Below are 12,306 nucleotides of genomic sequence, written 5' to 3'. Positions count from 1 at the left end.
TTATGACAACAGCGACACCCGTGCGGGCGGGTGTCAGCCTGGACGAACTGCTGGCGGCGAAAGATCGCCGCGCGGCGCGCCAGGCTGACATGCTTGAGCACTATCAACAACCGGTGATCTCCCTCACGCTGGTCACGCCTGGGGAAATCAAAGACAGCCTGCGCTATCGCAATACCATGGGCGTGGCGCTGCAAATGTGCGACCAGCTGCTGTGGGAAAACCGCTGGCAGGTGCTGGACCGCCAGGTGCTGTGGCTCCCGACCGGGCCAGAAGCCCTGTGGTGCGTGGCCCATCCGGCGGCGGAAATCAAAGCGCACTGTGCGGATCTGGAGCAGACGCACCCGCTCGGCAGGCTGTGGGATCTGGATGTGATCTGCCCTCAGCACGGCCACGTCGGGCGTCAGTCGCTGGGGGCGAATCTCAGACGCTGCCTGATCTGCGACGAGCCCGCTCACGCCTGCTCCCGTTCGCGAAAGCATCCTGTTGAGGCGGTAGTTTCCCGCGTGGAGAAGACGATCGATGACTGGTTTGCTCGCGACTAAAACGCGCCCGGCTGACGTGCCCGCGCTTGCCGAAGCGGCGCTGTGGCAGGAGCTGGAGCTGACGCCCAAGCCGGGGCTGGTGGACAAACTCAATAACGGTTCCCATCGCGACATGGACCACGCGCTGTTCGTGCGCAGCATTGCGGCGATTACGCCGTGGTTTTCGCGCTTTGCCGAGCTGGGCAGTGTGCATGCGGATAAGCCCGCTGACGCACAGCTGCGGATTATCCGCCCGATGGGGATGGCCTGCGAGCAGGCGATGTACGCCGCAACGGGCGGAGTGAACGCGCACAAAGGCGGGATTTTTGCCCTGGGTTTACTGTGCTTCGCTGCCGGACGTGTGAAAAATATCTCCGCTGACAGCCTCTGCTGTGAGGTGAGTAACATCTGCAGCGGGCTGGTGTCGCGTGAGCTGGCCGGGCGCAGCGGGCAGGCGACGGCGGGCGAGCGGCAGTTTCAGCAGTACGGTTTAACCGGCGCGCGCGGCGAGGCGGAAAGCGGCTTTGCAACGGTGCGCAGGGCTTTGGATGCGTGGAACGGTCGGTCGCTTCACGGCCTGCTGCTGCGCCTGATGGCGGTTAATCAGGACAGCAATCTCGTGTCGCGCGGCGGCATTGAAGGGCTGCGCTACGTTCAGAGCTATGCGCGGGAATTACTGGCTAACGGCTGGGATCGCGAGGCGCTGCTTAAGATGGATAAGGCATTGATTGAACGGAATTTAAGCCCGGGCGGCAGCGCAGATTTGCTGTCGGTGGGGTGGGTGCTGTCTGCAATAAAATAGCCGGGTGGCGCTAACGCTTACCCGGCCTACTCTCCGTGCTTTTGTAGGCCCGGTAAGGCGAAGCCGCCACCGGGCAAAAGACATCAAGGATCAATGCGCAATCGGCTGCGCACCGTTCGGCACGCGAACGTGCTTGTACTTGAACAGCGCGATGAACGCGAAGAACAGCACCAGCGAGTACGCCGCGAAGATCAGCCACACGGGCTGCCAGTCGGTGATGCCGTTGGTGGTGTACATCTCTACCACTTTACCGCTCACTACGCCGCCCAGAATACAGCCGAAGCCGTTGGTCATCATCAGGAACATGCCCTGCGCGCTGGCGCGGATTTCAGGCTTCACCTCTTTCTCCACGAACACCGAACCGGAGATGTTGAAGAAGTCGAAGGCGCAGCCGTAAACGATCATCGACAGCACCAGCAGCACGGTGCCGAACGGGCTTGGGTCGCCGTAGGCGAACAGGCCGAAGCGCAGCATCCAGGCGGCGATACTGATCAGCATGACGTTCTTGATGCCGTAGCGGCTCAGGAAGAACGGGATGGTCAGGATGAACAGCGTCTCAGAGATCTGGGAGATGGACATCATCACCGACGCGTGCTCGACGATAAAGCTTCCGGCAAACAGCGGGTTGTTGTCGAAGCTGTGCAGGAAGGTGTTGCCGAACATGTTGGTGATCTGCAGCTCAGCGCCCAGCAGCATGGAGAAGATAAAGAAGATCGCCATGCGTCTGTTTTTAAACAGCGCGAACGCGTCCAGGCCGAGCATGGCGCTCCAGCTCTGGTTTTTCTGCTGGTTAGACACCGGAATGTGCGGCAGCGTCAGGGTGAACAGCGCCAGCACCACGGAGAGCGCGGCACCGATATAGAGCTGCATATGGCTTAGCTCGAAGCCTGCGAAGCTCACGCCCCACATTGCCATGATAAAGCCGATGGTGCCCCAGATGCGGATTGGCGGGAAGTCGGTCACGATGTCCATGCCCGCAGACTTGATGCGGTGGTAGGAGATGGTGTTGATCAGGCCAAGCGTTGGCATATAGGCCAGCGAGTTAAGCAGGATCACCATGAACATCGCCCCCGGCGTGGTCACTTCGGCCGCCATAAACAGCGTCCCCGCGCCCACCAGATGGCAAAGCATGTACAGCCACTTCGCACTCAACCATTTATCCGCCACGATACCGAGCAGCGTTGGCATGAAGACAGCTGCAATACCTAGCGAACTGTATACGGCACCAATAGACGCACCGTCGAACTTGAGCGTCACAAACATATAGGAGCCGAGTGTGGTCAGCCAGCTACCCCACAGGCAGAACTGCAGAAACGACAATATTTTAAGCTGCAGCTTAAGGTTCATGTTACTTTCCTCACAAGTGAGCGGGAGATATGTTGTTTTGGGAACATTCAGGGTTGTTATTTGATGCAATTCTATCAGTTGGCAACGATATGTTTTGTTACCTCCCGCAAAAAAATGCAATCCACATTAATTTGCAGTTTGGATTGTGATGCAAATAACATTTTCGTATGGAAGTTCAAGTTCCCTCTCCCTTTTGGGGAGAGGGCAGGGTGAGGGGGCGTTTTTTAGCGACGACGATAGTTCTTCTGCGCCGTATTCACCTTGTACAGATAGCGGCGTGATTCCGCAGACGGATGGCGGGTGGTGAGGGTTGAGTAGACATCCCCCGGCGCCATGCTGTTGATGATGCTCGCGGCCTGCACTTTATCGTTCGAGAAGACGCGCAGCACGCTGCCCGCACCGCCGTTATAGGCGGTGATCACCGCATAGCGGCGCGACGTGGGGTTATCAATGCCGCCAAGGTAGACATTGCTCAGCATCGCCAGGTAGGCGGTGCCGGTATCGATGTTGCTCTGCGGATCGAACAGATAGCTGCGGCTCGGCGTGCCGGATTTCCCCTGTGAGCGGAAGACATCTTTACCGGCGCTGTGCTGCACAACCTGCATCAGCCCCAGGGCGTCGGAACGGCTCACCGCGTAGGGGTTAAACGAGGATTCGGTCTGCATGATCGCCAGAATCAGCGACTCATCCACGCCGTACTTACGCGACGCCTGACGCACCATGCCCAGGTATTTATGCGCACGCTTGTCGAGGTGATTCGGCACCAGGTTGATGGTGATGCTGTAGATTACCTTCAGGCCGTTGGTGCGGCTTTTGAGGCGCGTCTGCAGCAGGTAGTCAGCAAATTTCGTGGCGCGACCTTCCCAGCGGATCGGCTGCCCGGTCTGATCGACGACCTGGCCGTACAGGAACGGCTCTTTAGAGATGGTGATATCGTCGGCATCGGAATAGAGATCGATAGAGCCCGGATCGTCACCCATCAGCAGGGTTTTGATAATGGCCTGACGCAGGCGCGCCGCAGGTTCAGTCCCCGCGATGGTTTCAACCGTGATCGTACCGTCATCAAAGTTGATGTGGCTGCGGGTCTGATAGGCGTCAGTGTACTTAACGTAGTCCTTAGGTCCGGCGATAAGAACTTCGTTAAATCCCCAAATATTTTCGATGTTATGGGCAAACTGCCCCATCAAAATGTCAAAACCGTTGGTGTCCTTAACCCAGGCTTCGTTGTAATCATCGCCTTTTTTCGAGGAACAAGAGACCAGCAACGGCGCAACTAGAGCTAGCGCTAAAAGTTTTTTCATCATTCCGGGAGTGCGTGTTGTGTTTGCTTTGGGGGTGCTGTTGCCCGGCGGCGCTGCGCTTGCACGGGCCTACGGTTTTGTAGGCCGGGTAAGCGCAGCGCCACCCGGCAACAGCCGCGCGATATTATTTTTCCGGCGGCGTATAGCCTTCGATGTGCACGTCTTTTCCTTCGAACAGGAAGTTAACCATCTCCTGCTCAAGCAGCTTGCGGTGCTCAGGGTTCATCATGCTGAGTTTCTTCTCGTTAATCAGCATGGTCTGCTTTTTCTGCCACTGTCCCCAGGCTTCTTTGGAGATTTCATTGTAGATGCGCTTGCCCAGGTCCCCCGGATAAAGCTGGAAGTCCTGGCCTTCAGCGTCGCGCTGCAGGAAAGTACAAAAAATCGTTCTGGCCATACTCATTCCTCTTTTGCTTGTCGATGCTAAACCATTGCACCGGCACGTAATTGTTGTAACAGGCGCTCCACGGGAGCCGCGAGCCCGACTGATGGCGGTTGCGCTAAGTTATACCAGAGAGCAGTGCCTTCATCCATGCACGAGGTGAATGACGACACGGGAAGCCACATCGGCACAATATCCAGGTGGAAATGGCTGAAGGTATGGCGGAACGCCGTCTGCTGCGTGAGGCTATCGGCGGCAATCCCGCGCTGTTTGAGCCATTCCCGCAGCAAATCTTCGTTTTCAAACTGTGGGAAGCAGTATAGACCACCCCACAGGCCGCTCGGCGGGCGCTGGGCGAGGAAGACCTCATCACCGCGCTGCATCAGCAGCATATAGCCGGTGCGCTCCGGCAGCGTCTGCTTGGGCTTTTTGCCCGGATATTGCGCCCATGAATGGTTAGCGTACGCCACGCAGAGGTTGTTCACCGGGCAGAGTTCGCATTTTGGTTTTGAGCGCGTGCAGACCATCGCGCCCAGATCCATCATCGCCTGATTAAAACGCTCCACGCCTTTCGCCGGGGTGACCGCTTCACTTATTTCCCACAGCCGTTTTTCCACGTCCTTCTTGCCCGGCCAGCCATCGACGGCATAGCAGCGGGCGAGCACGCGCTTCACGTTGCCGTCGAGGATCGGGAAATGCTTGCCTAATGACAGAGAGAGGATTGCGCCAGCGGTGGAGCGCCCGACGCCGGGGAGATCGGCCACCTCGTCGAAGGTTTCCGGGAATTTCCCGTTATGGCGCGTGGCGACCTGCTGCGCGGCCTTGTGCAGATTGCGCGCGCGGGCGTAATAGCCCAGGCCTGTCCACAGGTGGAGCACTTCGTCTAACGGCGCGTTGGCCAGATCGGTGACCGTCGGGAAGCGCGCCATAAAACGCTCAAAGTAAGGAATGACCGTCGCGACCTGCGTTTGTTGCAACATCACCTCGGAGAGCCATACTTTGTAAGGCGTTTTTTCAATTTGCCAGGGCAGGGTTTTACGCCCGTATTTGTCGTACCAGTCCAGCACCTGGGCTGAAAATTGAGAGGCTTGCATGGTCATCGATTCGCATAATCAGGGACGCAGATTGCAGCACAGCGTCAATCTGCTGTAAACCGGATCTTTCCCATGCTTGCATAGAAGCCTTAACTTTGGATAATGCCCGTTTCCCGAACACTCTCACAAGCAGACAACTCTTTTATGAAAAACGACGTCATTTCACCGGAATTTGATGAAAACGGTCGCCCGCTGCGCCGTATTCGCAGCTTTGTCCGCCGTCAGGGCCGCCTGACAAAAGGGCAGCAACACGCGCTGGACAACTACTGGCCGGTGATGGGCGTTGAGTTTAGCGAGCAGCCTCTGGACTTTACTGAGCTGTTTGGCCGTGACGCGCCCGTCACGCTGGAGATCGGTTTTGGTATGGGCACCTCGCTGGTGACCATGGCAAAAGCCCGCCCGGAGCAGAACTTCCTCGGCATTGAAGTGCACTCGCCGGGCGTGGGGGCCTGTCTCGCAACGGCTCATGAAGAGGGCGTTGAGAACCTGCGCGTGATGTGTCACGACGCGGTGGAAGTGCTGCACAAAATGATTCCTGACAATTCTTTGAACATGGTTCAGCTCTTTTTCCCTGACCCGTGGCACAAAGCACGTCATAATAAACGCCGTATCGTTCAGGCGCCGTTTGCCGAGCTGGTGAAAAGTAAGCTTAAGCTGGGCGGCGTCTTCCACATGGCGACCGACTGGGAACCTTATGCGGAACATATGCTGGAAGTGATGTCGTCGCTGGACGGCTATAAAAACCAGTCTGAAAGCAATGACTATGTACCGCGTCCGGACTCACGTCCGGTGACAAAATTTGAACAGCGTGGCCATCGTCTTGGTCACGGCGTATGGGACTTAATGTTCGAGAGGGTGAAATAATGGCAAAGAATCGTAGCCGTCGTCTGCGTAAAAAGATGCACATCGAAGAATTCCAGGAAGTGGGCTTCTCCGTTGCCTGGCGTTTCCCGGAAGGCACCAGCGTTGAGCAGATCGATCGGGACGTTGACGCGTTCATCAACGATGTGATCGAGCCAAACAAGCTGGCCTTTGACGGAAGCGGCTATCTGGCGTGGGAAGGTCTGATCTGCACGCAGGAAGTCGGTAAATGCACCGAAGAACATCAGGCGCTGGTACGCAAATGGCTTGAAGACCACAAGCTGCAGGATGTCCGCGTCAGCGAACTTTTCGACGTTTGGTGGGACTAATAAAGCATGTACGGGGCCAGCATTAGCTGGCCCATTTTGTCTGAGGGAGTGTTAAAGATGCGTAAAACGTTGCTGGCGGTTGCTTTACTGGCAATCGGAACCACCGCCCATGCGGAGTATAAATGTAGCGTCACCCCGCGTGACGACGTGGTATTAAGCCCGCAAACCGTGCAGGTCAAAGGCGAGAACGGCAATCTGGTGATTACGCCGGATGGCAACGTGACCTTTAACGGCAAACCGCAGAACCTGACGGCCGCGCAGCGCGAGCAGGCGAAGGATTATCAGGCCGAGTTACGCACCGCCCTGCCGTGGATTAACGACGGCGCGCTGACGCGCGTAGATAAAAGCCGCGTAGCGCTGGATAAGATCATCACCAAAGAGGTGGGTGAAAGCAGCAATATGCGCACCCGCCTGACCAAGCTGGACAAGCAGCTGAAAGAGCAGATGAACCGCATTATCGAGACTCGCACCGACGGCCTGACGTTCCACTATAAGGCCATTGATCAGGTGCGCGCCGACGGCCAGAACCTGGTGAACCAGGCGATGGGCGGCATTCTGCAGGACAGCATCAACGAGATGGGCGCAAAAGCCGTGCTGAAAGGCGGCGGTAACCCGCTGCAGGGCGTGCTGGGCAGCCTTGGCGGCTTGCAGACGTCGATTCAGAACGAGTGGAAGAATCAGGAAGCTGATTTCCAGCAGTTCGGCAAAGACGTGTGTAAGCGCGTGGTGTCGCTGGAGGATAGCCGTAAGGCGCTGGTGGGGACGCTGAAGTAATTTCCCCTCACCCTAACCCTCTCCCCAAAGGGGCGAGGGGATGGTTTGCTCTCTCTCCCTTTCAAATCCATGCCGGGCGAGGGGATGGTTTGCTCCCTCTCCCTTTCAGATCCATGCCGGGCGAGGGATGGTTTGCCCCCTCTCCCTTTCAGGGAGAGGGCCGGGGCGAGGGTTGCAGCATTTGCAGTGTTTCAAGGATCTTTTCTAACACCGCCTCTTCGCTATCCCAGAGTTCGTTGTTCCAGAAACGAATGACATGCCAACCTTTCTCATCAAGCCAGCACGTTCTCTGACGATCGTATTCCTGATTTTCATCATGTTGCCCGCCATCCAGCTCAACAGCCAGCCGAGCCGCACAGCAGGCGAAATCTAAAATGTAGTTTCCTACCGGATGCTGTCGGCGAAATTTATAATCAGCGAAACGGCGGCTGCGCAGTAAATACCAAAGCCGTCTTTCTTCCTTTGTCAGCTCGCGCCTGAGCTGTTTTGCATAAGAACGAATAATTTCCATCCCCACACTCTGCCAGCCTTTCCCTCAGCCGGCAGAACGGGATGCAAAATCCTGAATCAGCCTTCAGGAATCTTCGGCGAGGAACAGCTCAAGAAGGGAGTTTAAGAACAGCTTGCCGTGCTCGGTTATCTGCCAGTACGCATCACACTCGGTCAGATACCCCTGCGCCAGCGCCTCGTCGATCTGCGGACGAATCACCGATTCCGGCAGCCCGGTGTACAGCGCAAACTCCGCGCGCGGTGCGGCTTCCAGCAGGCGGAAGCGGTTCATAAAGAACTCAAACGGCTTGTCCGCCGCCTCGACGTCGTGCTGACGCTCCAGGTAGCGGCCTTCCATATACCCGCGCGGGTGGCGGGTCTTAGCGGTACGCAGAATGCGCCCGTCCGGGAAGGTCACCTTGCCGTGAGCGCCGCAGCCAATCCCCAGATAGTCGCCAAAGCGCCAGTAGTTCAGGTTGTGCTGACACTGGTAGCCCGGCTTCGCGTACGCGGAGGTTTCGTACTGCTGATAGCCTGCAGCGGTCAAAAGCCTATGGCCCTGCTCGAAGATGTCCCACAGCGCGTCGTCGTCCGGCAGCACCGGCGGACGGGAGCCGAAAAGCGTGTTTGGCTCGATGGTGAGCTGATACCACGACAGGTGCGGCGGGTTCAGTTCAATCGCCTGTCGCAGGTCGTCCAGCGCCTCTTCCAGCGACTGATCCGGCAGGCCGTGCATCAAATCGAGGTTAAAGCTGCGAAGATTAAGCCCGGTCGCCAGGTTCGCCGCACGCTTCGCCTCTTCCGGGCCGTGTATGCGCCCCAGACGCTTCAGCTTCGGCTCGCTAAAGCTCTGCACGCCGATGGAAATTCGATTCACGCCCGCGCGCTGATACTCGACGAAACGGTCGGCCTCAACGGTGCCGGGGTTGGCTTCCATCGTAATTTCAGCATCCGCCGCCAGGTTCAGACGCGCACGCACGCCGTCCAGCAGCGTTTGCATCGCCGGGCCTGAAAGCAGGCTCGGCGTACCGCCACCAATAAAAATGGTCTTAACTTCACGTCCCTGTGCGTAAGGTGCGTCGGCGTCCAGGTCGGCCAGCAGATGCGCAACGTAGTCATCGTGCGGCACTTCGCCCTTCAGCGCGTGCGAATTGAAATCGCAGTACGGGCATTTCTGCACGCACCACGGGATGTGAATATACAGACTCAGAGGCGGCAATTTAGCCATTACGTAACGCTTCCAGTAACAGTTTCAGCGCGCGTCCACGGTGGGAAATCGCGCTTTTCTCTTCGCGGGTCAGCTCCGCGGCGGTTTTGCCCTCGGTCGGGACAAAGAAAATCGGGTCGTAGCCAAAGCCGCCGCTGCCAGCCGCTTCACGGGTAATCACGCCCGGCCAGCTGCCGTGGCAGACGACAGGCGTAGGGTCTTCTGCGTGACGCATATAAACCAGCACGCAGTGGAACTGCGCGGTGCGCTGTTCGTCAGGGACGTCTTTAAGCGCAACCAACAGCTTTTCCAGATTCTGCTGGTCGGTGGCGTCCTCGCCGGAATAGCGCGCAGAGTAAATGCCCGGCGCGCCGCCGAGAAAATCCACGGCCAGGCCGGAGTCGTCGGCAATCGCGGGCAGGCCGGTGACCTGTGCAGCATGGCGCGCTTTCAGGATCGCGTTTTCGATAAACGTCAGGCCCGTCTCCTCGGCGGACTCCACGCCAAGCTCGGTTTGCGCTACCACGTCCAGCCCAAAATCATTTAACAGCGAGGCCAGCTCGCGCACTTTACCGGCGTTACCGGTCGCGAGAACAACTTTTTGCATGGTTTAGTCCTGTTCTGTCAGAGCCGCGACTTCCGTCGGGATAGATTGCGGATTGAGGATTTTTACCTGTTTATGCCGCCCAAGTTCACCTTTTTCGATGATGACCTGGCTTTTGGCGACGCGAAACTGTTTGGCAAGATATTTGGTCAGATGCGCGTTCGCCTGGCCGTCAACCGGCGGGGCGGTGATGGCGACTTTTAGCTCGTCGCCATGCAGTCCAATAATACTGTCTCGGCTGGCTTTCGGCTGAATATAAAGCCGTAAAACCAGCCCGTCGGCGCAGGTGCTAACTGCACTCATAGCGCCATCCACAGCCCCGGCAGCAGCATGTTGCCCGTGGCCTGTAACAGCTCGGCAATCCCCATATTAGCCACATACAGCAGCAGCACGAGGATCATCGGCGAAAAGTCGATTCCGCCCATTGACGGCAGCAGGTTACGAATTGGGCGCAGCAGCGGTTCAGTCAGCTGGATCAGCGCGTATTCCACCGGACTGCGTCCCTGGCTCACCCAGCTCATGATCGCCATCACCAGCAGCACCCAGAAGATCAGCGACCCGATGGTTTTAATCAGGATCAGGACAGCAGCGATCCAGATAATGGGCTGGAAGGTGACAACCATAAACAGCACGATCGCTTTGATCACGCTCAGAATAAAGGCGACCAGCAGCGAAGCGCTGTCCAGAGGGCCCATAGCCGGAATGATGCGGCGCAGCGGCCCCACTACAGGTTGCGTGATTTTCACGACAAACTGCGAGAAAGGATTGTAAAAATCACAGCGTGCCCACTGCATCCAGACGCGCAGCAAAAGCGCCATCGTATACAGCTCAAGCACTGTTGAGAGCAGGAAAGTCAACGTCTTCATGGCGTTCCTCAGGTTTCCTTATTATTTTGAGTAGTCGCGCGCACCGAAAATTGCCGTGCCGATGCGCACCATAGTGCTGCCCGCCGCGATGGCGGCTTCCATATCATCCGACATGCCCAGGGAAAGCGTGTCTACCGTTGCGTAACGTGCCTTAAGCGCCTCAAATGCTACAGCCATTTGCTGCGCCACGGCAAATTGCCTTTCATAACTTGACTCAGGTGCCGGGATGGCCATCAGCCCGCGCAGGGTTAAGCGGGGCAGGGCGGCAACGTCCGCCGCCAGCGCATCCAGCTCGGCTAGCGCAATGCCGGACTTGCTGTTTTCATCGCTGATGTTGATTTGTATCAGCACGTTAAGCGCGGGCATTTCCGCAGGACGCTGGTCGTTCAGGCGCGAAGCAATGCGCAGTCGGTCAACGGTATGGCACCAGTCAAAGTGTTCTGCCACCAGGCGGCTTTTGTTCGACTGCAGCGGTCCGATAAAGTGCCATTGCAGCCCCGTATTCCCCTGTTCCTGGAAATAACGAATTTTATCCACGCCTTCCTGAACGTAGTTTTCACCAAACGCCCGGTGGCCCGCATCAATCGCTTCTGCGATGGCGCTCGCAGGCTTGGTTTTACTGACTGCAAGCAACGTAATTTCTTCTGAAGCACGGCCGCAACGCGTTGCGGCGGCTGAGATTTTGTCCCGGACCTGTGCCAGGTTATGCGCAATGTCGTTCATTTTCCGAGGAGTAGTCTATGGATGTGGAAGAAATTGTGGCCCTTAGTGTAAAGCATAACGTCTCCGATCTACACCTGTGCAGTGATTCACCGCCGCGCTGGCGCAGATTAGGTCGGCTTGAGCCGGCCCCCTTTCCGCCTCCTGACGTCGAAGCGCTATTAAAAAGATGGCTTAACGACGAACAGCAGGGCGCGTGGTGGGCAAACGGGCAGGTGGATTTTGCCGTCACGCTCGCAGGCAACCAGCGCCTGCGCGGCAGCGCGTTTAACCATATGTTGGGCGTCTCGATAACGCTGCGGCTACTGCCGCTTGCTTGTCCGCAGCTTTCCGCACTGGGCGTGCCCCGGGCGATCCCGGAGCTGCTAGCGAACGACAACGGGCTGATTCTGGTGACGGGGGCAACCGGCAGCGGTAAATCCACGACGCTCGCGGCAATGGTGGATTTTCTCAATCATCATACTGACGGCCATATCCTGACGCTCGAAGATCCGGTTGAATTTATGTACCAGAGCGAACGCTGTCTGATTCAGCAGCGCGAGATCGGACAGCACAGCCCCTCCTTTGCCGAGGCGCTGCGCGGTGCGCTGCGTGAAGATCCGGATGTTATCCTGCTGGGTGAACTGCGCGATAGCGAAACCATCCGCCTGGCGCTGACCGCGGCAGAAACCGGGCATCTGGTGCTGGCAACGCTGCATACGCGCGGCGCGGCGCAGGCCATAGAGCGGCTGGTGGATACCTTCCCTGCGCAGGAGAAAGATCCGGTGCGTAATCAGCTGGCGGGCAGCCTGCGCGCCGTGCTGGCGCAAAAGCTGCGTCAGGATGTTCAGGGCGGGCGCGTGGCGCTGTATGAACTTTTAGTGAATACGTCGGCGGCAGCAAACCTTATCCGTGAAGGGAAAACCTGGCAGCTGCCTGGCATCATACAAACCGGCCAGCAGGCGGGAATGCAGAATTTCGATCAAAGCCTGGCGGAGAGAAAGGCGCAGGGGCGGCTATAGGCCCCGGC

Annotated in this window: 16 protein-coding genes; 6 read left to right on the top strand and 10 right to left on the bottom strand. The window is 57.7% G+C overall.

Annotated elements, in window-relative coordinates; genetic code table 11:
- Positions 1 to 2 precede the first annotated feature (2 nt).
- Entirely contained in the window at positions 3 to 542 is a 540-nt protein-coding gene (gene citX, locus VPX56_RS19080; RefSeq protein ID WP_326468308.1) for a citrate lyase holo-[acyl-carrier protein] synthase, read from the top strand.
- Entirely contained in the window at positions 520 to 1,323 is an 804-nt protein-coding gene (citG, locus tag VPX56_RS19075) for a triphosphoribosyl-dephospho-CoA synthase CitG (protein WP_326468306.1), read from the top strand. Before citX ends, citG begins: the two co-directional genes overlap by 23 nt.
- A 90-nt stretch (positions 1,324 to 1,413) precedes the next feature.
- On the opposite strand, the gene VPX56_RS19070 is transcribed toward citG, so the two are convergent.
- The 4 genes from VPX56_RS19070 to mutY form a co-directional block, all read right to left on the bottom strand.
- Positions 1,414 to 2,670: a nucleoside permease gene (locus VPX56_RS19070; RefSeq protein ID WP_131633556.1), complete on the bottom strand. Its 1,257-nt coding sequence runs from the start codon at positions 2,668 to 2,670 to the stop codon at positions 1,414 to 1,416.
- 224 nt (positions 2,671 to 2,894) lie between these two features.
- Complete coding sequence (gene mltC, locus VPX56_RS19065; RefSeq protein WP_263611554.1) at positions 2,895 to 3,971, bottom strand: membrane-bound lytic murein transglycosylase MltC; 1,077 nt, start codon at positions 3,969 to 3,971, stop codon at positions 2,895 to 2,897.
- A gap of 124 nt (positions 3,972 to 4,095) precedes the next feature.
- On the bottom strand, positions 4,096 to 4,368 hold the full coding sequence (locus VPX56_RS19060; RefSeq protein WP_003862425.1) for an oxidative damage protection protein: 273 nt from the start codon (positions 4,366 to 4,368) through the stop codon (positions 4,096 to 4,098).
- A 26-nt stretch (positions 4,369 to 4,394) separates the two neighbouring features.
- On the bottom strand, positions 4,395 to 5,447 hold the full coding sequence (mutY, locus tag VPX56_RS19055; protein WP_326468302.1) for an A/G-specific adenine glycosylase: 1,053 nt from the start codon (positions 5,445 to 5,447) through the stop codon (positions 4,395 to 4,397).
- 144 nt (positions 5,448 to 5,591) lie between these two features.
- On the opposite strand from mutY, the gene trmB reads away from it, so the two are divergent.
- The 3 genes from trmB to VPX56_RS19040 are packed head-to-tail and all read left to right on the top strand — an operon-like array spanning position 5,592 to position 7,411.
- The gene (trmB, locus tag VPX56_RS19050; RefSeq protein ID WP_022649361.1) at positions 5,592 to 6,311 is read left to right on the top strand and encodes a tRNA (guanosine(46)-N7)-methyltransferase TrmB; all 720 of its coding nucleotides are present in this window, start codon (positions 5,592 to 5,594) and stop codon (positions 6,309 to 6,311) included.
- The gene (locus VPX56_RS19045; RefSeq protein ID WP_131633560.1) at positions 6,311 to 6,637 is read left to right on the top strand and encodes a YggL family protein; all 327 of its coding nucleotides are present in this window, start codon (positions 6,311 to 6,313) and stop codon (positions 6,635 to 6,637) included. Before trmB ends, VPX56_RS19045 begins: the two co-directional genes overlap by 1 nt.
- A gap of 57 nt (positions 6,638 to 6,694) precedes the next feature.
- A complete protein-coding gene (locus tag VPX56_RS19040) occupies positions 6,695 to 7,411 on the top strand; it encodes a YggN family protein (protein WP_131633561.1) in 717 nt (238 codons plus the stop codon).
- Between the two features lie 148 nt (positions 7,412 to 7,559).
- Here VPX56_RS19040 and VPX56_RS19035 read toward each other — a convergent pair whose 3' ends face one another.
- From VPX56_RS19035 to VPX56_RS19010, 6 genes are all read right to left on the bottom strand, one after another.
- Entirely contained in the window at positions 7,560 to 7,922 is a 363-nt protein-coding gene (locus VPX56_RS19035) for an endonuclease domain-containing protein (RefSeq protein WP_326468299.1), read from the bottom strand.
- Between the two features lie 63 nt (positions 7,923 to 7,985).
- Positions 7,986 to 9,128, bottom strand: coding sequence for a radical SAM family heme chaperone HemW (gene hemW, locus VPX56_RS19030; protein WP_326468297.1), 1,143 nt, complete (start codon positions 9,126 to 9,128; stop codon positions 7,986 to 7,988).
- On the bottom strand, positions 9,121 to 9,714 hold the full coding sequence (locus VPX56_RS19025; protein ID WP_326468295.1) for an XTP/dITP diphosphatase: 594 nt from the start codon (positions 9,712 to 9,714) through the stop codon (positions 9,121 to 9,123). Before VPX56_RS19025 ends, hemW begins: the two co-directional genes overlap by 8 nt.
- Before the next feature lie 3 nt (positions 9,715 to 9,717).
- A complete protein-coding gene (gene yggU, locus VPX56_RS19020; RefSeq protein WP_028018385.1) occupies positions 9,718 to 10,014 on the bottom strand; it encodes a DUF167 family protein YggU in 297 nt (98 codons plus the stop codon).
- Complete coding sequence (locus VPX56_RS19015) at positions 10,011 to 10,577, bottom strand: YggT family protein (RefSeq protein ID WP_131633565.1); 567 nt, start codon at positions 10,575 to 10,577, stop codon at positions 10,011 to 10,013. Before VPX56_RS19015 ends, yggU begins: the two co-directional genes overlap by 4 nt.
- Before the next feature lie 21 nt (positions 10,578 to 10,598).
- A complete protein-coding gene (locus tag VPX56_RS19010) occupies positions 10,599 to 11,300 on the bottom strand; it encodes a YggS family pyridoxal phosphate-dependent enzyme (RefSeq protein WP_131633566.1) in 702 nt (233 codons plus the stop codon).
- Positions 11,301 to 11,317: 17 nt separating this feature from the next.
- Between VPX56_RS19010 and VPX56_RS19005 the strand changes: the two genes are divergently transcribed.
- Positions 11,318 to 12,298, top strand: a complete 981-nt coding sequence (locus VPX56_RS19005) for a type IV pilus twitching motility protein PilT (protein WP_326468291.1) — start codon at positions 11,318 to 11,320, stop codon at positions 12,296 to 12,298.
- The last annotated feature ends 8 nt before the right edge of the window (positions 12,299 to 12,306 follow it).

Source organism: Enterobacter wuhouensis (assembly GCF_035835995.1).
Classification (GTDB): domain Bacteria; phylum Pseudomonadota; class Gammaproteobacteria; order Enterobacterales; family Enterobacteriaceae; genus Enterobacter; species Enterobacter wuhouensis.
Note: the sequence above shows the minus strand (reverse complement) of the source record. Positions and strands in the feature narration are given on the sequence as shown.